The sequence below is a fragment of the Amycolatopsis sp. NBC_00348 genome (genome assembly GCF_036114655.1).
Classification (GTDB): Bacteria; Actinomycetota; Actinomycetes; order Mycobacteriales; family Pseudonocardiaceae; genus Amycolatopsis.
Window position 1 is genome coordinate 2391279 of sequence record NZ_CP107994.1, and the last position, 20094, is coordinate 2411372.

Annotated in this window: 13 protein-coding genes and 1 pseudogene; 9 read left to right on the plus strand and 5 right to left on the minus strand. The window is 72.8% G+C overall.

The window, feature by feature from the left end:
• The first annotated feature begins 4 nt into the window (after positions 1–4).
• The 6 genes and pseudogenes from OHS58_RS10800 to OHS58_RS10825 all read left to right on the plus strand — a co-directional run bounded on the left by OHS58_RS10800 (position 5) and on the right by OHS58_RS10825 (position 9996).
• The gene (locus tag OHS58_RS10800; RefSeq protein ID WP_328648118.1) at positions 5–2083 is read left to right on the plus strand and encodes a hypothetical protein; all 2079 of its coding nucleotides are present in this window, start codon (positions 5–7) and stop codon (positions 2081–2083) included.
• A 4-nt stretch (positions 2084–2087) separates the two neighbouring features.
• Positions 2088–2432, plus strand: a complete 345-nt coding sequence (locus OHS58_RS10805) for a type VII secretion target (protein WP_328648119.1) — start codon at positions 2088–2090, stop codon at positions 2430–2432.
• Entirely contained in the window at positions 2429–3007 is a 579-nt protein-coding gene (locus OHS58_RS10810; RefSeq protein ID WP_328648120.1) for a YbaB/EbfC family nucleoid-associated protein, read from the plus strand. The genes OHS58_RS10805 and OHS58_RS10810 overlap by 4 nt, the downstream gene beginning before the upstream one ends.
• A 35-nt stretch (positions 3008–3042) precedes the next feature.
• Entirely contained in the window at positions 3043–8058 is a 5016-nt protein-coding gene (locus OHS58_RS10815; protein WP_328648121.1) for an RHS repeat-associated core domain-containing protein, read from the plus strand.
• Between the two features lie 72 nt (positions 8059–8130).
• The gene (locus tag OHS58_RS10820) at positions 8131–8682 is read left to right on the plus strand and encodes a GNAT family N-acetyltransferase (protein ID WP_328648122.1); all 552 of its coding nucleotides are present in this window, start codon (positions 8131–8133) and stop codon (positions 8680–8682) included.
• Positions 8679–9996, plus strand: a pseudogene (locus tag OHS58_RS10825) (MFS transporter). Before OHS58_RS10820 ends, OHS58_RS10825 begins: the two are co-directional and overlap by 4 nt.
• On the opposite strand, the gene OHS58_RS10830 reads toward OHS58_RS10825, so the two are convergent.
• Both OHS58_RS10830 and OHS58_RS10835 read right to left on the minus strand, forming a co-directional pair.
• Positions 9954–11174 carry an SGNH/GDSL hydrolase family protein gene (locus OHS58_RS10830; protein WP_328648123.1) on the minus strand — a complete coding sequence of 407 codons (1221 nt, stop codon included), beginning with the start codon at positions 11172–11174 and terminating at the stop codon, positions 9954–9956. The pseudogene OHS58_RS10825 and the gene OHS58_RS10830 overlap by 43 nt on opposite strands.
• 461 nt (positions 11175–11635) lie before the next feature.
• Complete coding sequence (locus tag OHS58_RS10835; RefSeq protein ID WP_247052192.1) at positions 11636–11899, minus strand: hypothetical protein; 264 nt, start codon at positions 11897–11899, stop codon at positions 11636–11638.
• A gap of 217 nt (positions 11900–12116) precedes the next feature.
• Here OHS58_RS10835 and OHS58_RS10840 point away from each other — a divergent pair, with 217 nt between their 5' ends.
• Entirely contained in the window at positions 12117–14477 is a 2361-nt protein-coding gene (locus OHS58_RS10840; protein ID WP_328648124.1) for an alpha-L-fucosidase, read from the plus strand.
• Positions 14478–14582: 105 nt separating this feature from the next.
• Here the strand turns inward: OHS58_RS10840 and OHS58_RS10845 are convergent, their stop codons facing one another.
• Both OHS58_RS10845 and OHS58_RS10850 read right to left on the minus strand, forming a co-directional pair.
• Positions 14583–16082: an ArnT family glycosyltransferase gene (locus tag OHS58_RS10845; RefSeq protein ID WP_328648125.1), complete on the minus strand. Its 1500-nt coding sequence runs from the start codon at positions 16080–16082 to the stop codon at positions 14583–14585.
• A gap of 40 nt (positions 16083–16122) precedes the next feature.
• Positions 16123–17451 (minus strand): diaminopimelate decarboxylase, encoded by a 1329-nt coding sequence (locus OHS58_RS10850; RefSeq protein ID WP_328648126.1) that lies wholly within the window; start codon positions 17449–17451, stop codon positions 16123–16125.
• An 81-nt stretch (positions 17452–17532) separates the two neighbouring features.
• On the opposite strand from OHS58_RS10850, the gene OHS58_RS10855 reads away from it, so the two are divergent.
• On the plus strand, positions 17533–18414 hold the full coding sequence (locus OHS58_RS10855) for a LysR family transcriptional regulator (RefSeq protein ID WP_328648127.1): 882 nt from the start codon (positions 17533–17535) through the stop codon (positions 18412–18414).
• 59 nt (positions 18415–18473) lie between these two features.
• Positions 18474–18668: a DUF2630 family protein gene (locus OHS58_RS10860; protein ID WP_326949969.1), complete on the plus strand. Its 195-nt coding sequence runs from the start codon at positions 18474–18476 to the stop codon at positions 18666–18668.
• A gap of 16 nt (positions 18669–18684) precedes the next feature.
• On the opposite strand, the gene OHS58_RS10865 is transcribed toward OHS58_RS10860, so the two are convergent.
• Complete coding sequence (locus OHS58_RS10865) at positions 18685–19974, minus strand: NAD(P)/FAD-dependent oxidoreductase (RefSeq protein ID WP_328648128.1); 1290 nt, start codon at positions 19972–19974, stop codon at positions 18685–18687.
• Positions 19975–20094: the final 120 nt, after the last annotated feature.

Below are 20094 nucleotides of genomic sequence, written 5' to 3' on the forward strand. Positions count from 1 at the left end.
GACCGTGGCACCCACCGCCGAGTCCGTGTCGGACCCGTCGTCCCCGGACTACAACCGGCGCAGCCCGCTGTACGACCCGACGGCGGACTCGTCGTCGAAGTACTACGTCGGGCCGCTGAAGACCGACGACACGCCCTCGGGCGACGAGATCCGCGAGATGGCCACCCAGCAGATCGACGACGAGATCCGGGCCGGCTGGCTCGGCCCGGCCGTCGACCCGGTACTGCGCGACCAGAAGATCCAGGAGCTGTACCAGCAGCACCTGGACAACTCGAAGAACGGGCTCGACGAGGGCCTGTCCATGCGCGAGACCGGCGAGCCGCCGCACATGCTGTGGAGCAACGCCAGTCACGAGCAGATGAACGACGCCATCACGCTGGACGCCAACCCGGCGACCGTCGCGGAGACGTCGGAGGAGTGGGTGCAGGTCGGCAACGACCTCGGCACCCACCAGAAGAACCTGGCCGACTCGATCACCGCGAGCACGAGCAACTGGCAGGGCGACGCCGGTGACGCCGTCCGCGAGCACCTCGCCGGCGTCGGCAAGTGGCTGGGCGCGACCGCGCAGGGCGCGACGCTCGCCGGCCGCCAGCAGGAGATCCACTCCCAGGCGCTCAACGAGACGCAGCGGCAGATGGGCGCGAACCCGCCGGTGCAGTTCGACCTGCAGGCCACCAACCAGAAGCTGCAGTCGATGACCGACCCGGTGCAGTACGCGTCGGCGGCCGGCGAGGCGATCCAGACCTACCGGGCGCAGCAGGTCGCGCGCGAGCACGCGGCGCAGATCATGACCCAGTACGACCAGACCATCGCCGGCGCGGTCGCGACGCCGAAGTTCCCGGCTCCGCCGAAGCTGCCCACCGCGACGGCGAGCGCGCGCACCCTGGGTACGCCCCAGTCGTCGGGCGGGTCGTCGCAGGGCCTGATGGGCCGCACGCTCCCCAACGGGCAGCTGGACCCGAACGGCAGCACCGACCCGTCGCTGGCGCGCCTCCCGGCCGCTTCGGCCAACGGCGCGCCCGCCATCGACCCGGCCACCGGCTTCCCGATCGACCCGGCCACCGGCCTGCCCATCGACCCGGCCACCGGCCGGCCGATCGGCGGCGGAGCGGGCGGCAGCGGCGGGTACGGCGGCGCGGGCATCCCGGGCGGCGGCTCCGGCTCGGGGGGTTCCGGCTTCTCCGGCAGCGGCATCCCGGGCGACGGCACCGGCGGTTCGGGCTTCTCCGGCAGCGGCATCCCGGGCAGCGGCGCGGGCGGGTCAGGCGGCGGTGGCGGGAGCTTCACCCCGCCGAACTTCGACATGCCGGAGACCCCCGGCGGCGGCAGCTTCAGCGGCGCGGGCATCCCCGGCTCGTCGATCCCCGGCGGCGGCGACTCGACGTCGTCGTCCGGCTTCACCCCCTCGGGCATCGGCGGTGGCGGCGGCACCGGCGGCGGCAGCGGGTACACCCCGCCGTCGTTCTCCGTGCCCGACATCCCGGGCGGCGGCAGCGGTGGCATCCGCGGCGGCGGCCTGGGCGGCGGCTTCACCCCGCCCGGCATCGACCCGATCACCGGCCTGCCCACGGGCGGCGGGCTCGGCGGCAACGGCATCCCGGGTGGCGGCTCCGGCGGCAGCGGCGGGCTCGGCAAGATGCCGACCATCGGCCGCGGCGGCGGGATCAACGGCGAGAGCATCGCGAGCCGCCTCGGTGGCCTTGGTGGCATCGGCGGCGGTTCCGGCGCCGGGGGCGGGTCCCTCGGCGGGATCGGCGGCTCGGGCACCGGCGGTGCCGGGGCCGGCGGCGCGGGCCTGCGCGGCACCGGGGCGGGCAACCTCAGCGGCGGCGCCGCGTCGGGTGCGGCCGCCGAGGCCGAGGCGATGGCGGCGCGCAACGCGGCGGCCGGCGGCAAGGCCGGGGCGCCGGGCTCCCCGGGCATGGGCGGCATGGGCGCCGGTGCCAAGGGCGGCAAGAAGGAAGACGACAAGGAACACAAGTCGGCCGACTACGTCGAGAACGACGACCCGAACTTCTTCGACGGCGAGCAGGTCGTGGCGCCGCCGGTGATCGGCGACTGGAAGAACCAGGATTGGAAGTGAGCACATGACGGCGGGCGGCTTCGAGGTCGAACCGGACGACCTGGTCGCGCACGCGAGTCACGTCGACGGCCTGGTGGACCGGCTGAACACGGCGGTCTCCGCGTCCGACTCGGCGATGTCGGACCACGCGTACGGGCTGCTGTGCGCGTTCCTGCCGCCGATCATCCGGCCGACGGGTGAGCAGGCGCAGGACACGCTGAAGGCGTCGGTGGAGGGTGTGCAGGGCCTTTCGGACAACGTCCGGACGGCCGCGCAGTCCTACCGCGACGGTGAAGAGGGCAACAAGCAGCCGTTCGAGCGTCAGCTCGCGGCCGCGCCGCGAGAAGCTGAAGCGAGGGTGAATCGATGACGAGCCCGAACGGCTCGAACGGGCTCGGGGACCTGATGCGGGACCCCGACGAGACGATCCGCCGGATGGACGACTGGGCGGCCGGGTTCGCGGCCAAGGCCGAGCGCTACCAGGCGGCCCAGGCGGAGACCGAGCGGCTGCGGCTGACGGCCACGAGCGGCGACGGCGCGGTCAGCGTCACCGTCGGCGCGGACGGCACCGTCACCGACCTGACGTTCTCGAACAAGGTCAAGTCGTTCCCCCTCGAAGAGCTGTCGCGGGCGATCCTCACCACGATGCGCCGCGCGCAGTCCGGCATCGCCGAGCGCGTGGCCGGCGTGATGGCCGAGAACCTCGGCGACGAGGACCGCGACACCCGCACGCTCATGCTCGACTCGCTCCGCGGCCGGTTCCCCGACCCGGACGAGCCCGACGACCCGGCCGCGCCGCCGGCTCCGGTCCCGCCGCCCGTGCCGCCCGCCCCGGCGGCCGGCGGCACCGGCACCCCGCCGGCGCCGCCGGGCCCGCAGGCCGCGCCGCCGCCGGGCCGCCGGCCGGGCGCCGACCCGGACGAGCAGGACAACAACCCGTGGTGAACTGATTCGCCCCTGGACACGAGGAAGGTCACTCAGTGGCGAACCCGCTGGTCGCGGAAACGAAGGACTCGACCAAGGCCTACTCGGGGGTGTCGCTGCTGGAGTCGGCGGCCGATCTGAAGTCCGCGATCGAGTCGGGTGACTGGGCTTCGGTCGCGATGGGTGCCGTCGGGACCGCGCTGGATGCGTTGTCGATGGCGATGGACCCGTTCGGGGCGGTCCTCGCCGCGGGTGTCGGGTGGCTGATGGAGCACGTCGGCCCGTTGAAGGAAGCGCTCAACGGGCTCACGGGCAACGCGGATGAGATCGCGGCGCAGTCGGAGACGTGGAAGAACATCGCGACCGAGCTGGGCAGTATCGGTGAGGACTTGACCGGGATGGTCAAGGCGGACACGGCGTCGTGGACCGGGCCCGCGGGTGACAGCTACCGGCAGCGCGCTGATGACACGGTGACGTTGCTGAACACGGCGCAGAAGGGTTGTGAAGGCGCTTCCGGTGGTGTGAAGACCGCTGGTGAGGTCGTTGCCGCGGTGCGGGCGTTGGTGCGGGACATCATCGCGGAGCTGATCGGGCACTTGATCAGCTGGGCGTTGCAGGTCGTGTTCACGCTCGGTATCGGGCTTACCTGGGTGGTGCCGCAGGTGATCGGTGCGGTGGCGAAGACGGCGTCGAAGATCGCGGATCTGGTGAAGCGGCTCGTTACGGCGCTCAAGGCGCTGGTTCCGTTGCTGAAGCGGGCCGGGGATCTGTTCTCGGATGCGGCGAAGGCGTTGCGGAAGATCAAGCCGGGTAAGGCGTCTCCGCCGCCGAACAAGATCGACATCAAGGGGAACCCGAAGGATCTGGGTGGTCCGAAGGGCAAGGGTGGGCCGGATGCGCCGCCGGCGAAGACGGATCCGCCGCCGAAGGGTGATGGGAACACGTCGCCGTCCGGTGCGAAGGGTGACGGCGACGGTACGCATTCCTCGGGTGCGGACGCGCCGCCGGCCAAGACCGATCCGCCGCCCGCGTCCAAGGGCCCGGACAACACCCCGAAGAGCCCCGACCCGACGCCCGACGGCCCGACGGGGTCGCGCGGGGTGGACGGCCCCGGCTCGGGTGGCAAGGGCGGTGGCAAGGGCACCGACAGCCCGCCGCCGCTGAAGGACGAGAAGCCCAACCCCCGGCCGCCGGACAAGCTGCGTTGCGAGAACGACCCGATCGACGTCTCCACCGGCCAGATGGTGATGAGCGAGGTCGACGCGGAGTTCCTGGGCGTGCTGCCGCTGCTGGTCGAGCGGGCGCACTTCTCGGCCCGCCGGGCCGGGCGCTGGTTCGGCGCGAGCTGGGTGTCCACAGTGGACCAGCGGCTCGCCGTCGACGACACCGGTCTCACCTTCGCCGCGGCCGACGGCACGATCCAGAAGTACCCGCACCCGACGGTCGGCACGTGGACCACCGCCACCGAGGGACCCGAGCGGCGGCTGACCCGCGCCGACGACGGCGGCTACCTGCTGGAGGACTACACGCAGGAGCTCGTCCTCTACTTCGCGCCGGGGGCGGCGGAACTGCCCCTGCGGTCGGTCACCGACCGGGGCGGGAACCGGATCGAGTTCGTCCACGACGAGCACGGCGTGCCCGCGGAGATCCGGCACAGCGGCGGGCACGCCGTCCGGCTGGAGACCGCCGGCGGCCGGGTCACGGCGCTGCACGCGGTCGCCGCGGACGGCACCGAAGTCGAGCTGATGCGCTACGCCTACACCGACGGCCGGCTGACGGCGGTGACCAACGCCTCCGGGCGCGCGTTCCAGTACACCTACGACGGGGCCGGGCGGATCACCTCCTGGACCGACCGCAACGGCGAGTGGTACCGCTACACCTACGACCGGCACGGACGCTGCGTTCGCACCGAAGGTGCCGGCGGGTTCTTCACCGGCACGATGGAGTACGACACCGCGAACCGCGTCACCTACTCGACGGACTCGCTGGGGCACCGCACCGCGTTCCACCTGAACGACGCCGGCCAGGTGGTCAAGGAGGTCGACCCCCTCGGCGGCACGATCGTCAACGAGTGGGACGCCCGCGACCGCCTGCTGCGCCAGACCGACGCGCTGGGCCGCACCACCGCCTACACCTACGACGACGCCGGCAACCTCGCCACCATCACCCGGCCGGACGGCGCCGAGACCGGCTTCGAGCGCAACCGGTTCGGCCTGCCGCTGACGATGTCCGAAGCGCCCGGGGTGATCACGCGCTGGGAGTACGACGAGCGCGGCAACGTCACCGCGGTGACCGACCCGACCGGCGCCGTCCGCCGCTACGCCTATGACGACCGGGGCAACACCGCCGCCGTCACCGACGCGCTGGGCAACACCCTGCGCGTCGAGACGGACTCCAGCGGCCTGCCCGTCGCGACCACGGACCCGCTCGGCGGCGTGACGCGCTACGAGCGCGACCTCTTCGGCCGCGTCAGCGCCATCACCGACCCGCTCGGCGGCGTGGAGCGCTTCGGGTACACGGTCGATGGCCGGCTCGCCTGGCACCGGCACGCGACCGGCGCCGTCGAGCGCTGGGTCTTCGACGGCGAAGGCAACAACCTCGTGCACACCGACGCGGCCGGGGCGGTCACCCGCGGCGAGTCCACGCACTTCGACCTGCCCGCGGCCGAGATCCGCCCGGACGGCACCCGGGTGGAGTTCGCCTACGACACGCGGCTGCGGCTCACCGCCGTCACGAACGAGCAGGGGCTCGTCTGGCGCTACGAGTACGACGCGGCCGGGAACCTGGTGCGGGAGACGGACTTCACCGGGTCCACAGTGGACTACCGCTACGACGCCGCCGGCCAGCTGGCCGCCCGGACGCACGCGGGGGAGACGACGACCTTCCGCTACGACCTCGTCGGCAACCTCGTCGAGCACACCTGCGGCCCGGTCACCACGCGGTACACCTACAGCACCCTCGGGCACCTGCTGGAGGCCGACGACGGCCGCGGCCGGGTGACCTACCAGCGCGACCCCGCCGGCCGGATCACCGCCGAGACCGTCGGCGGCCGCACCGTGGAATCGGATTACGACGCGCAGGGCCGCCGGGTCCGGCGCCGGACCCCCTCCGGCGCGGAGAGCGTCTGGGAGTACACCGCGCTCGACCGGCCGCTCGCCGTGCACACGCCCGGGCGGACACTGCGCTTCGACCACGACGCCGCCGGCCGCGAGGTCCGGCGCGTGCTCGACTCGGGCGCGGCGATCGGCCGGACGTGGACGCCGGACGGGCGGCTGCAGTCCCAGACGATCACCGGCGCGGCGGGGCAGCTCGGCCAGCAACGCACCTACGCCTACCGGCCCGACGGCGCGCTGACCGGCGTCCAGGACCGGCTCACCGGCCCGCGCGGCTTCACCCTCGACCAGCGCGCCCGCGTCGTCGGCGTGCAGGCGCCGCGCTGGTCCGAGCGCTACGCCTACGACGTCGCGGGCAACGTCACCGACGCGGTCTGGCCGACCACGGCCGACCAGGACGCGCTCGGCCCGCGGTCGTTCACCGGCTCGGTGGTCCAGTCGGCCGGGCGGACCCGCTTCACCCACGACGAGCGGGGCCGGCTCGTGCTCCGGGAGAGCGCCGGCGGGACCTGGCAGTACACCTGGGGCCCGCAGGACCGGCTCGCCGGGGTGCGCACCCCGGACGGCGTCCGGTGGCGCTACACCTACGACGCGCTCGGCAGGCGGATCGCCAAGGAACGGCTCGAGGCGGACGGCACCACGGTGGCCGAACGCGTCGAGTTCACCTGGGACGACCAGGTGCTCGTCGAGCAGTCCCACTCGGACGCCGCCGGCACCCGCGTCACCGTGTGGGACTACGAACCGGGCACCCACCAGCCGCTCATCCAGCGGGACCGGCTGCTGCGCTCGCCGCAGGAGCTCGCCGGCGAGCAGTTCCACCTCGTCGTGGCCGATCCGTCGGGCGCACCCACCGAGCTCGTCGACGACCGCGGCGCCGTCGCCTGGTTCGCGCGGCTGAGCCTGTGGGGCAAGACCGTCGAGGAGACCCGCACGGCGGCGGGCACGCCGTTGCGGTTCGCCGGGCAGTACGCCGACGCCGAGAGCGGGCTGCACTACAACTTCTTCCGCTACTACGACCCGGCCACCGGGCGGTACGCCAGCCCCGACCCGATCGGCCTCGGCGCCGGGCCCAACCCGCACGCCTACGTCGGGAACCCGCACGCGTGGGTCGACCCGCTCGGCCTCGGCCCGCAGAGCTGCACGGGCAACGGCGGCACCAGCACGCAGGGCGCGAGTGGTTCGGGGTCCGGCGGGAAGCCGAACCTGAAGATCAACACGAACGTGCCGGGCAACGTCGTCACCGAGCACTCCCCGGGCGGCCGGCTCTACCAGCAGATGTCGCCGGCCGGGAAGTACGGTGCGAAGAAGCCCACCGGGGCGCAGAAGTACGACCGGCGGACCGCGGCCGGGTACGAGAACCCCAAGCACGAGCACGGCAACATGCTCCCGCTGTGGAAGGACGCGGCGCTGTCGCCGGTCCCGGCCGGGAAGAAGCCGGACAAGAGCTGGCTGATGCACCCGGACCGGCGCTTCGACACGAAGCAGCCCGGGGAGTCGTACAACGGCACGTCCGGCAACGAGATCAAGGGGCACAAGAACGGCGTGCTCGGGCACGACGAGGCCGCGGGCTCGAACTGGAACCGGGAGGGGATGGGGCGGACCCGCAAGGAGAACCTGGAGCACAACCGCCAGGAGAGCACCTACCACGGCATCGAGTCCAAGGAACGCTCCAACGCCAGTGGCGCGCACGAGGACCGGTACAAGAGCCCGCACCCGAGCGACAACGCCGACCGGGCCTACTGGGACCGCAACGACCCCGGGTTCGCCAAGCAGGGCGGCCCGTGGCACTCCTGGGAAGAGGTCAAGCCGGCTCCGGGTGCTCCGCAAGCTGGGCCCTCTGCGCCGCCCGTGGCGGGCCCGTCCGGCTCGAAGCCGGTGCACTCGCCACTGGACTCCCCGGACGACTCCCGGCCTTCGAAGCGCCCGCGGCAGGGTTCCGACGTCGACATGGACGACTGACGGCGGTACCGCCCGGCCGCCAGCCGGGCGGTGTTGCTCGACAGTGGGCGCCCGGGGGTCGACACTGGGCCGATGACCGGCCTGATCACCGGAAGCCGTGTCCGGCTGCGGCCCGCCGCAGTCACGGACGCCGCCCGGTTCGAGGAGATCCTGTCGCATCCCGATGTCGCCCGCTGGTGGGCCGACGCCGAGGAGCCGGTGGCCGCCCAGGTGTCCTATCTGCTGGACCCCGACGAGGGCACCACGACCTACGCCATCGAGCTCGACGACGTCACGGACACCGTGATCGGCGTCGAGCTCGCCTTCGAGGAAGCCGACCCGCAGTACCGGCACGCCGGGATCGACATCGCCGTGCACCCGGACTTCCAGGGCCACGGCCTCGGCTCGGACGCCATCCGGGCGCTGGCCGAGCACCTGTTCACCGTGCGTGGGCACCACCGGGTCGTGATCGACCCGGCCGCGGACAACGAGTCCGCGATCAAGCTCTACCAGGCACTCGGCTTCCGGCCGGTCGGCACGATGCGCTCCTACGAGCGCGGGCCGGACGGCAGCTGGCACGACGGCCTGCTGATGGACCTGCTCGCCGAGGACCTGGTGCCGGTCGCCGCGATGGCCGGCTCGTGAGCACGCAGGCGGTGCCCGCCGCGCCCGGGCAGCTGCGGCGGGTCGCCGTGGCCAGCGCCATCGGGACCACGATCGAGTGGTACGACTACTTCATCTACAGCACGGCGACCGCGCTGGTCTTCGGCAAGCTCTTCTTCACGACGCTCTCGCCCGCGTCCGGCACGCTGGCCGCGTTCGCGACGCTCGGGGTGGGCTTCCTGGCCCGCCCGGTCGGCGGGATCCTGTGGGGCCACTTCGGCGACCGCGTCGGCCGCAAGGCGATGCTCGTGCTGTCGCTGGTCCTGATGGGCGTGGCGACCGTCGGCGTCGGCCTGCTCCCGACGTACAGCGCGATCGGCGTGTGGGCCCCGATCCTGCTCCTCGTGCTGCGGCTGCTGCAGGGCCTGAGCGCGGGCGGCGAGTGGGGTGGCGCGGCGCTGATGGCCGTCGAGCACGCGCCGGAGGGCCGGCGGGGCCGCTACGGCGCGTTCTCGCAGATCGGCGTCCCGGCCGGGTTGATCCTCGCGCAGCTGGTGTTCTTCGTCCTCGGCAAGTCGCTGACCGACGCGCAGTTCGCGGCGTGGGGCTGGCGGGTGCCGTTCCTGCTGAGCATCGTGCTCGTCGGCGTCGGCCTGGTGATCCGGCTGCGGATCGAGGAAAGCCCGGTGTTCGCTCAGCTGCGGGACTCGGCAGCACGCAGCCGGCGGCCGATGGTCGACGTCTTCCGCGAACGGCCGCGGGCGCTGCTGGTGGCGTCGGGGAGCTTCATCGCCAACACCGCGATCGGCTACATCTTCCTCGCGTACCTGTTGTCCTACGGCACTTCCGTGCTGAAGATCGACCGCACCACGTTGCTGGTGGTGGTGATCGTGGGCAGCGTGACGTGGCTGGTGAGCATCCTGGTGACGGCGGCGTGGTCGGACCGCGTCGGCCGCAAACTGGTGTACCTCTGGGGTTCGGTGCTGCTCGTGGTGTGGCCGATCCCATTCTTCCTGCTGGTCGACACCCGCCAGACGGTGTGGCTGATCGTCGCCGTGGTGGTGCTGAACATCGGCCTCGGCGCGACGTACGGCCCGCAGTCGGCGTTGTTCGCGGAACTGTTCGAGCCGCGCTTCCGCTACAGCGGCGCGTCGTTCTCGTACGCCGTGGGCGCGGTGCTGGGCGGCGGTTTCGCCCCGTTGATCGCGACGGCCCTGCAGACCGCGACGGGCACGTCGTTGTCGGTATCGCTCTACCTGGTCGGAGTGGCGGTGCTCAGTCTCGTGGCGGTGGCCTTCATCCCGCGTGAGTGATCACAGCCGGTCGAGGCGGACCGCGGCGGCCATCCGCTCGTAGCCGGCGTCGCCGGGGTGGAGGTGGTCGCCGGAGTCGTAGGCGGGCAGCATCCGGAGCGGGTCGGCCGGGTCGCGGACCGCCGCGTCGAAGTCGACCACGGCGTCGAAGACGTTGCTGGTGCGGATGAACTGGTTCACCGCGGTGCGGGTGGCTTCGAGGGTCTCGTTGTAGACGCCCCAGCCCTTGAACGGCGTGAGCGTGCCGCCGATGACCCGGATGCCGCGCGCGTGGGCCTGCGCGACCAGCTGGCGGTAGGCCGAGGTGATCGCGTCCGGGTCGGTCTGGTGCGGGTCCTGCTGGATGTCGTTGATGCCTTCCAGCACGATCAGCGTCCGCACGCCGCCGACGCCGAGCACGTCGCGGTCGAACCGGGAGAGCGCGTTCTGGCCCGCGCCGCTGCCCGGGACGTCGAGCAGCAGCCGGTTGGCGCTGATGCCGGCGTTCTGCACGCCGAAGCGGCCGTGCAGCCGGTCGGCCAGGTAGTCCGGCCAGCGGTGGTTGGCCCCGGTGGTGGAGCCGACGCCGTCGGTGATCGAATCGCCGAGCGTCACGACGGTGGCTTCGGCGCCGCCCTGGACGTCGACGCCGGACACGTAGTGCCACACGGACGTCTGCTCGGTGTAGGGCGCACCCGACTCGCTGGCGGTGAAGTCGCCGGCGCGGGTGAAGTACGACGTCTGCGCCGCAGCCGGGTGGTAGGTCACCGGCCCGGACTTGGTGGGCACGTAGGTCGTCACGAGCAGGTTGGCGTCCGCCGGCACCCGCAGGCCGACCGGGTCGCTCAGCACCTCGGCACCGTTCGGGACGACGACGCTGGGCGCACCGCCGAACGTCAGCGACCGCAGCGTGCCGGGGACGGCGTCGGCCCCGGTCGCCTCGACCGCGACGGTGACGTGCCCGAAGGTCACGGCGCTGGTGCCGAAGGCGTTCGAGAGGTGGATCCGGGCCCGCCCGCCGCCGACGCTGGTGTGCACGACGTTGCGGATCGAGTAACCCGGGTAGCCGTCGGGGGTGTTCGGCACGCCGGACGCGGGAGCCGCGGCCCAGGTGCCGGCCCAGCCGCCGACGGACTGCTGCGCGAGAGCCGGGACAGCGCTTTCCGGGTTCGCACCACCGGACGTCGTGAGGATGGCCAACCCCGCCAGAACGGCCGTGCTCACGGCCAGGAAGCGTCGCATGCCCCACACGGTCGCGTCTGTCACTCGAACCAGCGACCGCTGATCAGGTGAGCGAACCGGACAAGATCCCGGACAGTGACGGCAAGTTGCTGTTTCCCCGGCAGTTTCCCTAGGGTTCCCCCCTGGGCGGACCCGCCCGGGATTCTGGGGATGCCGGGCGGGCCCGCGCGAGGTGGCCGTTGCCGCGACGGCCGCTCGCCGGAGTACCCCGGTCCCGATCCGAAGCGGAGGCTGGCCCGGATCGTTGCGTCGGGGCAACCCCGGAGGGCGTGTGCGAGAACGCCCTCACCCCCAAGCACGGCCGCCGCCCCGGCCCGGTTCACCCAGGCCACCGAATTTTGTTCCGGGAGCGGCCGATGACCCCGCGGACCCGGGCCCGCGGGAATGACGAAAGCCGTGAATGGCACATCGAGAGACCTCAAGTCCCTCGATGTGCCATTCACGGCTTTGGAACAGAAGGCTCAAGCGGCGGCGGGGACCACGTCCAGTGCGCGGTGCCCGGCGTCGGTCAGTTCGGCCGGCGTCCACTGGCCGGGCGCCGCCAGGACCGCGGCGCGGATCAGGCCGGCGCGGGCCAGGTCGTGGGCGGCGTTCTGGTCGCAGCACGACAGTCCGTCGACGCGGAGGTCGGGTTCGCAGCTGCAGCGGAGTTCGGCACGGCCCTCGCCGACCGCCTTGAGCATGGCGATCGCGCGGCGGCTCAGCGCGCTCGGGTGGGTGGACATGGTCTGGCCTCTCGGTCCGGCTGGGTCTGGTGCGAGTGCTGCAGCTCGTCACTGAGAACCACGCGCCGGACGTGAGCCCGGTTCACTTTGATCGACCCTCTTGACACGGCGAACCCGGACGAGCAGGGTCAGTCATCGGATGAATCAGCTCCAGAAAGCACAGATTGGCCCACTGGGGGACCAGTCTGCCCGTACTCATCCGATCCCTGGAGGTTCAGTGACGACCTTCCCTCGCCGTCAAGCCCTCGGCATGGCCGCCGGCGCCGCCGTGGCGCTGAGTGCGGCCGGCCTGACGCCCGCCGCGGCCGCGGACACCGCGGACACCGCGGACGCCGCCGGCGACGCACCCGACACCCCGATCGTGCCGCCCCCGCCGCCCGTCCCGGTCGCGCTCGACGCCTGGTTCTCCAACGACGGCATCGACAGCGCGGCCGCCACCGGCGGCGACTTCGACGGGTCCGGCTACACCTTCCCGGCCGAGCAGCTGCCGGTCGGGCGGACGGCGACCGTCGGCGGCGTCCCGTTCCTGCTCGGCTCCGCGGCCGCCGGGGCGAAGAACAACGTCGTCGCCACCGGCCAGACGCTCGACCTGCCGAAGGGCCGCTACTTCGTCGCGTACTTCCTGGTCGCCGCCAGCTACGGCACCACCGGCGGCACGGCGACCGTGCACTACGCCGACGGCACCACCAGCACCGGCTCGCTCTCCGGCCCGGACTGGTACACCGGCAGCGGCGCGCTGGTCTCGTCGTTCCGCTACGCGCCGGGCGGCGTCGTCGACGCCAACCCGGTTTCCCTGGCCACGGGCCAGGTCTGGGTCGACCCGGCCCGCGACGCCGTCGCGCTGACCCTGCCGACGACCGCGGCACCCGCGCCGAACGTCTCCAGCCTGCACGTCTTCGCGCTCACCCTGCAGCCCGTCGCCGTCGGCCGGTCCGCGCTGGTGCTGGACGGCCGCTCGACGGCGAACCTGCTGACCGACGGCGGGCCGCAGGCCGCCGAGGCGACCGTGGTGAACGCCGGCACCGTCTGGCTCGGGGCCCGCGACCGCGTCACGGTGACCCTCGACGTCCCCGGCGGCCGCACCACGGTCCCGGCGACCATCCGCGCGCTCGCACCGGGGGAGCAGGCGACCGTGCGGCTCGGCCTGGCGCCGAACGCGTCCGTCCCGCCCGGCACCACCACGAACGGCCAGCTCCGCGTGACAGCCGGGCGCGGCACGCTCGCCACCCAGCAGGTGCCGATCACCCTCGGCGTCCCGGACTTCCGGCCGACCGACGCGTCGCTCTCGACGCACCGCGCGCCGTACTGGTTCGACGACAGCAAGTTCGGCATCTTCATCCACTGGGGCGTCTACGCCGTGCCCGCGTGGGCGCCGGTCGGGCAGCAGTACGCGGAGTGGTACTGGCAGAACCAGCAGGACCCCAACGGCGCGACCTACGCCTACCACGCCCAGAAGTACGGCGAGAATTTCGTCTACGACGACTTCATCCCGATGTTCACGGCGAAGAAGTTCGACCCGCGCGCGTGGCTGAAGCTGATCGCGGACGCGGGCGCCGAGTACTACGTCCTGACGTCCAAGCACCACGACGGCTTCGCCTTGTGGGACACCAAGGTCAGCGACCGCAACTCGGTGAAGCTCGGCCCGCGGCGGAACGTCATCGCCGAGCTCTTCGCGGCGTCGCGCAAGTACACGCCGCAGCTGCGCAACGGCCTGTACTTCTCGCTGCCGGAGTGGTTCAACCCCGACAACCCGTGGATGGGCCACGCGCCGCGCAACCCGTACACCGGCGCGCCGGTGCCCTACACCGGGTACACCGCGGGCAAGGACTTCGTCCGCGATTACCAGGCGCCGCAGGTGCTGGAGCTGATCCACGAGTTCGACCCGGACGTCCTGTGGTTCGACATCGGCGGCGACAACGACAGCCGCGACGTGCTCACGGAGTACTTCAACCGCGCGAAGAACCGCCGGCACCCCAAGGACGTCACCTACAACGACCGCGGCGGCATCCCGGACCACGACTTCACCACGCCGGAGTACACGACGTACCCGAACACGGTGGTGGCGAAGTGGGAGGCGAGCCGCGGGCTGGACCCGTTCTCCTACGGCTACAACCGCGCGACCCCGGACGACAAGTACATGACGGCCGAGGAGGTCGTCCGCACGCTCGTCGACATCGTGTCGAAGAACGGCAACTTCCTGCTCGACATCGGCCCGGACTACGACGGCACCATCCCGGCGGTGATGCAGCAGCACCTGCGCGACGCGGGCGCGTGGCTGAAGATCAACGGCGAGGCGATCTACGGCACGACGTACTGGTCACGGATGGCCCAGCTCGGCGACCTGCGGTTCACGGTCAAGCAGAACGAGGCGTTCTACGTGCACTCGCTCGCCGCACCGGGCAGCCCCCTGGTGGTCGACGCGCCGGTCCCGATCCGTTCCGGGGACCGCGTGACGCTGCTGGGCTACCGCGGGAACCTGCACTGGAGCGTCGAAAACGGCGCCTTGGTGATCGACGTCCCGGCCGCGGCCCGGCAGGCGGGCCGCTTTGCCTGGGTGTTCAAGATCGCCTGGAGCTGAATGCCGTGAGGGGCACCCTCAGGGACGTCAGAGCCCTGGGGGTGCCCCTCATGGCGGATCTTCCGCGAGCAGCGCCATGCGCCCGGGGGTAGGGAACCGGGCACATCAGTAAAAGCGCCGCAGTTGCGGCCACGCCGCCGACCACGGCCGGGTCAGCGTGTCGCACAGCGAGATCGTGACGCCGTCCTCGTCGTTGTCGACGCCTTCGGCGTTGTGGTGCGTCGCCACGGCGTGGCAGCCGGTGATCAGCCGCGACGCGGGGGAGCCGCGCTCGAATCGGCCGACGACCAGCACCGGCCCGACCAGCCGGTCCGGCGGCGGTCCCCAGTCGGCGTAGGACATGTGCGGCGAATACGGCTGCGGCAGCCCGCGTTCGGGCCCGTAGTACTCGAGCGCCCCGGCCTCGCCGTAGTTGTCGGTGAGGATGACGGCGGTGTCCTTGTCGGGGACCTGAGCCCACGCCGTCGCGACCGTGTCGGCGAACCCCGGCCAGCCGACCTGCTCACCGGGTTCCTTGTTCACCGCCAGCAACACGCCGTTCAGCGCGGTGGCCGGCACCACCGGGAGTCCGATGAGGACGGACACGACCACGCACACCGCCGTCACCACGCCGATCGACGCCCGCAGCACCGTCCCGGTCCGCGCCAGCCACCGCAGCGCGGGCTCGGCGCCGAGCGCGACCAGCGGCAGCAGCAACGGCACCGAGTAGTACGGTTTCCCGCCCAGCGCCAGGAGTTCCACGCAGACCACGGGGTAGGCGATCGTGAGCGCGCGGGCCCAGCGCATCCCGGCGTCACGCCACGGCCGGACGAGCCCGGCGATCCACACCGGCACCAGCACCGGCGACAGGTAGACCAGCTGCATCGGCACGAACAGCACGCGGTTCTCGCCGCCGTCGTCGTCACTGATCCCGCCCGCGACGGTGAGCATCGGCCAGCCGTGCGACGCCTGCCAGAGCACCACCGGTGCGGTGAGCACGGCGGCGACGCCGATGCCCGCCGCGAGCCACCACGTCCGGAAGACCCGGCGCGGCCCGGCGACGGCCACGCCGATGCCGAGCCCGGACAGCAGGAGCAGCACCAGCCACTTGTTCATCATGCCGAGCCCGGCCGCGGCGCCGACGGCGAGCCACCAGCGGCCGTCGCCGGTGCGCAGCAGCCGCAGGCCGGCGAACGCGATCAGCGACCACAGCAGCGTGTCGGCCGAGTTCGTCGCGAGCATGTGCGACACGACCAGCACGTACGTCGAGAGCGCCGTCGCCACCGCGGTGCACACCTGGACACCCCGGCCGCCGCCGAACTCGCGGGCGATCAGCACGACGACCACGACCGTCGCCATGCCCAGCAGGGTCGCGGCGACCCGCAGGCCCGTCGGGGTTTCGCCGAACACCGCCGTCGACGCCCGTGCGAGCCACGGCGTGATCGGCGGCTGGTCGACGTAGCCCCAGGCCGGTCGCTTGCCCGCGGCGAGGAAGTACAGCTCGTCGCGGTGGAAGCCGTACCGGCCGGACAACAGCGTCAGCACCACGGCCTGGAGGGCGACGACGAGGCCGACCGGCAGCGCGGCGAAACGTGGCAACGACCCGGAAACGCGACCGGCCCCCATGGCAGTCTCCCCTCGGCGTCCGAGGATCGTACGCTCTTGATCACCCGATCGGGAGCGCTCCGACGTATTCGCCGCCCGCGTCCGCGACCAGCTCGTCGAGGGACTGCGCCCGGCGGATCGGGGTGAACCGGACGTCGCCGGCCACGTCGATGTCGAAGCCGTGGACGGCCGGGCGCGGCAGCGTGTTGTAGGCGTAGTGCGCGCCGAAGTAGTACGCGCCGGTGTCGTGGGCGACGACGAGGTCGCCGGGCTCCAGCAGCGGCAGCGGCCGTTCCCTGGCGAGCAGGTCGCCCGCGAAGCACAGCGGCCCGGCGACGTCCTGCGGCACGTCGGGGCCGGTCTTCGGCACGCCCGCGGCGTCGTACGCGCTGAGCCGCAACGGCCAGTGCTCCGGCTGCAGCACCGTGCGCGCGGCCACCTGGGCCCCCGCGTGCGTCACGGCGATGTGCCGCCCGCCCGCGACCTTCGTGTATTCGACGGCGCTGACGAGGAACCCGTTCTTCGCCAGCAGGGACCGGCCGAACTCGGTGACGTAGGTGTAGCGCCCGTCGCCGAGCGCCGGGACGCGCGCGAGCAGCGTCTCGACGTAGTCGGCGTAGGTCGGTCCCGGCTCGTCGGAGTCGAAGTTCACCGGCAGCCCGCCGCCGAGGTCGATGCTGGTGACCTGCCGGTACCCGGCTTCGGCGTTGATCTCCTCGGCGAGCGCGTGCACCGCGGCGACGCCGTCGGCCATCAGCCCGGGCGGGCAGCCCTGCGAGCCGACGTGGACGTGCAGCCGGCTCAGCCACGGCCGGTGCGCGAACGCCTCGAGCAGCAGCGCGCGGTACCCGTGGTCCCGCAACGGGATGCCGAACTTCGACGCCGCCGTCGCCGTGCTCGTGTCACCGATCCGGCCCGCCCCGACCTGCGGGTTGATCCGCAGGCCGAGCACCGAGCGGGGCGGCGCCGCGCCGACGAGCCGGTCGAGCCGGGCCAGCTCCTGGAAGTTGTCGGCGTTGATCGCGGTGCCCTCGGCCAGTGCGTGGGCGAGCTCGCCGACGGTCTTGGCGGGGGAGTCGAGCACCAGCCTCGGCCCGCGGAGCCCGGCGGCCTCGGCGACCGCCGTCTCGCCGGGGCTGGCGACCTCGGCGTCGATCCCGAGGTCGCCGAGGAACCGCAGCAGCGGCGCGAGGCCGCACGCCTTGGCGGCGACGGTGTGCTGGACGTGCCCGAGCGGGGCGAAGGCCGCGGTCAGCTCCTCCACGGCCGCGCGGAGGCCGGCGAGGTCGACGAACCCGGCCATCGGATCGACGAGCCGCCGGTCCGCCGCGGCGGTGAGGGCGAGCAGCCGGCGGTCGGTGCGGGCCGGGGAGGCGCTGGTCGTGGTCATGCTCCAAGGACAGCAGCGCACCGCCGTGCCGGTCCAAGACGTGGTCCCGATGAAATCATAGGACGCGCCTATAATGGCGGGGTGGACCTCCGCCGCTGGCATTACTTCGCCGTGCTCGTCGAAGAGATGCACTTCACCAGGGCGGCCGCCCGGCTGTTCGTGTCGCAGCCGTCGCTGAGCCAGCAGATCCGCGCCTTCGAGGCCGAGCTGGGTGTCGCGCTGCTGGACCGGTCGGGCCCGCGGTTCGCGTTGACGGACGCGGGCCGCGTCGCCGCGACGGAGGCCCGCGAGCTGCTGGACCGGCTGGACCGGGCGCGGGGCGTGATCACCGCGGCCGGGCGCGGCGACTCGGGACGCCTCCGGATCGCGTACACGCGCTCGGCGCCCGGCCCGCTGGCCGGTGACCTGGTCGCGGCCTACCGCGCCCGCCACCCGGGCGTCGAGCTGGCCCTGGAGACGGGCTGGACGAGCTTCAACCTGGCCCGCCTGGCCGCGGGTGAGATCGACCTCGGTTTCGTGCGCCCGCCGGTCACCCACCCGGGTGTCGCGGTGGCGGCGGTCGGGTCGGAGGAGGTGCTGATCGCGCTGCCGTCCGGCCACGACCTCGCCCGCCGTCGCGGCCGCCTGCGGCGGGCCTGGATCGCGGCCGAGCCGGTGGTCTTCTGGCCGCGTGAGAACGGCCCGGGCCAGTACGACGCGATCAGCGCCCAGGTCTGGCCGGCCGGCGTCCCGCCGATCGTGCGCGAGGAGCCGGAGGACGAGCAGCTGATGCGTGCGGTCGCCGAGGGCGCGGGCATCGCCGCGGTGCCGGAACACCGGGCCCGCGCGTTGCGCCGCAAGGGCGTGGTGCTGCGCCGGCTGGAGGAACCGGTGCCGCGCATCGACCTGGGCCTGGCGTGGCGCGCGGGGTCGGTGTCCTCGGTGGTGCGGGCGTTCGTGGACCTCGCGGCGGGAACGGCGTGAAGATCCGCCCACCGGCCGGCCGGGCTATGCTCTCGGAGGCTCCCGTCGAAGGGTATTCCATGGCAGGCCACGAGATCACCGACCGCATCGCCGACCTGATCGACGAAGAACACCGGCTGCGCACCGGCGCCCTCCACCACGGCGGGCTCACCGCGGACGACCGCGTCCGGCTCAAGGACCTCGAGCGCCAGCTGGACTCGGCCCTCGAGCTGCTGCACCGTCGCCAGGCCCTGTCCGCGTTCGACGACGAGTGACCGGAGTCCCGCCGGGCTAGACGTGGGGCAGCTCGGGGGAATCCGTGTCCAGCGGCACCGAACGCGCGCGCACCAGTCCGAGCTGGACGGTCTGGCGGCCGGTCAGCGTCTCCAGGACCCAGTCGGCGACCGTGCGCACGCGGTTGCCCGGCATCGCGCTCAGGTGGTAGCCGCGCGTCACGGCCTTGGCCAGGCGGCCGGAGAGCGGGATGTGCAGCGGGTTCGCCGCCGCGGCCCCGGCGCCGAGGTCGACGACGAAACCGAGGTCGTGGTGGCGGTAGCTGCGGGTGCGGCCCTGGCCGAGTGACGCCGCGACGTTGCGCCCGGCGAGCTTGCCCTGGCGTTCGGCGTGCTGCGCGGTCATCGCGGTGTAGCGGCCCGGCCGGGTGAGGTCGGGCACCGCGGCCGCGTCACCGCAGGCGAACACGTCGTCGCGGCCCGGCACGGTCAGCTGGGCCGTGACGACGACCCGGCCCTTCGCGGTCTCCAGGCCCAGGTCCGAGACCAGCGGGTCGGGCCGGACGCCGACGCACCACACGAGGGTGCGGGTCGGTACCAGGTCCCCGGTGGTGAGGGTGACGCCCTTGGCGTCCGCGTGGTCGACCGACGTCTTCGTCAGCACCTCGACCCCGCGCGAGCGCAGCACCTCGTCGGCGGTCTTCCCGAGCCGCCGGTCGAGCTCGGGCAGGACGCGCTCGGCGACGTCCACCAGCAGCCAGCGGATCCGCTGCCCGGCGAGCTCGGGGTGCCGCGCGGCCAGCGCGTCGGTGAAGGCCGGGCCCTGCGCGGCCACCTCGGTGCCGGTGTAGCCCGCGCCGACGACCACGAACGTGCAGCGCGCGTCGCGTTCGGCCGGGTCCTCGGCCGAACGCGACGCGCGCTCGATCTGCCGGGTGACGTGGTCCCGCAGGTACAACGCCTCGGGCACACCGCGGAAGCCGTGCGCGTACTCCGGCACCCCGGGGATCGGCAGCAGCTTGTTGACGCTGCCCGCGGCCAGCACCAGCCGGTCGTACCCGATCCGGTGCTCTTCGTCCTCGGGATCGGTGTACGTGACGGCCCGCGCGTCGAAGTCGACCGCCGTCGCCTTGCCGAGCAGCAGCCGGACCCCCGGCAGCGTCTCCGGGATCGACACGGTCACCCGCCGCGGGTCGAGGATCCCGGCCGCCACCTCCGGCAGCAACGGCAGGTAGAGGAAGTAGTCCGTCGGGTTGAGCACGACGATCTCGACGTCCTCGGCTTCCTTCCGCAGGCTCTTCGCCGCGTGGTACCCGGCGAACCCGCCGCCGACGATCACGACACGCATGGATCTCCTTCCGGGGCACCGATCTTGGTCCTGGCGGATTCCCCCAGGTCGGGGGAAGAAAACCCGCGGGGTTGACCTGTCGGCGCAGGGGCGTACGGTCGGGTGGGTTGGCTGTTGTTC

Bases quoted from the DNA above. Each gene is read 5' to 3' on its own strand.
- OHS58_RS10865 (WP_328648128.1), bottom strand. From the start codon at position 19,974: ATGCGTGTCGTGATCGTCGGCGGCGGGTTCGCCGGGTACCACGCGGCG.
- OHS58_RS10845 (WP_328648125.1), bottom strand. From the start codon at position 16,082: ATGGGGGCCGGTCGCGTTTCCGGGTCGTTGCCACGTTTCGCCGCGCTG.
- OHS58_RS10810 (WP_328648120.1), top strand. From the start codon at position 2,429: ATGACGAGCCCGAACGGCTCGAACGGGCTCGGGGACCTGATGCGGGAC.
- OHS58_RS10835 (WP_247052192.1), bottom strand. From the start codon at position 11,899: ATGTCCACCCACCCGAGCGCGCTGAGCCGCCGCGCGATCGCCATGCTC.
- OHS58_RS10805 (WP_328648119.1), top strand. From the start codon at position 2,088: ATGACGGCGGGCGGCTTCGAGGTCGAACCGGACGACCTGGTCGCGCAC.
- OHS58_RS10850 (WP_328648126.1), bottom strand. From the start codon at position 17,451: ATGACCACGACCAGCGCCTCCCCGGCCCGCACCGACCGCCGGCTGCTC.
- OHS58_RS10860 (WP_326949969.1), top strand. From the start codon at position 18,474: ATGGCAGGCCACGAGATCACCGACCGCATCGCCGACCTGATCGACGAA.
- OHS58_RS10830 (WP_328648123.1), bottom strand. From the start codon at position 11,174: ATGCGACGCTTCCTGGCCGTGAGCACGGCCGTTCTGGCGGGGTTGGCC.
- OHS58_RS10820 (WP_328648122.1), top strand. From the start codon at position 8,131: ATGACCGGCCTGATCACCGGAAGCCGTGTCCGGCTGCGGCCCGCCGCA.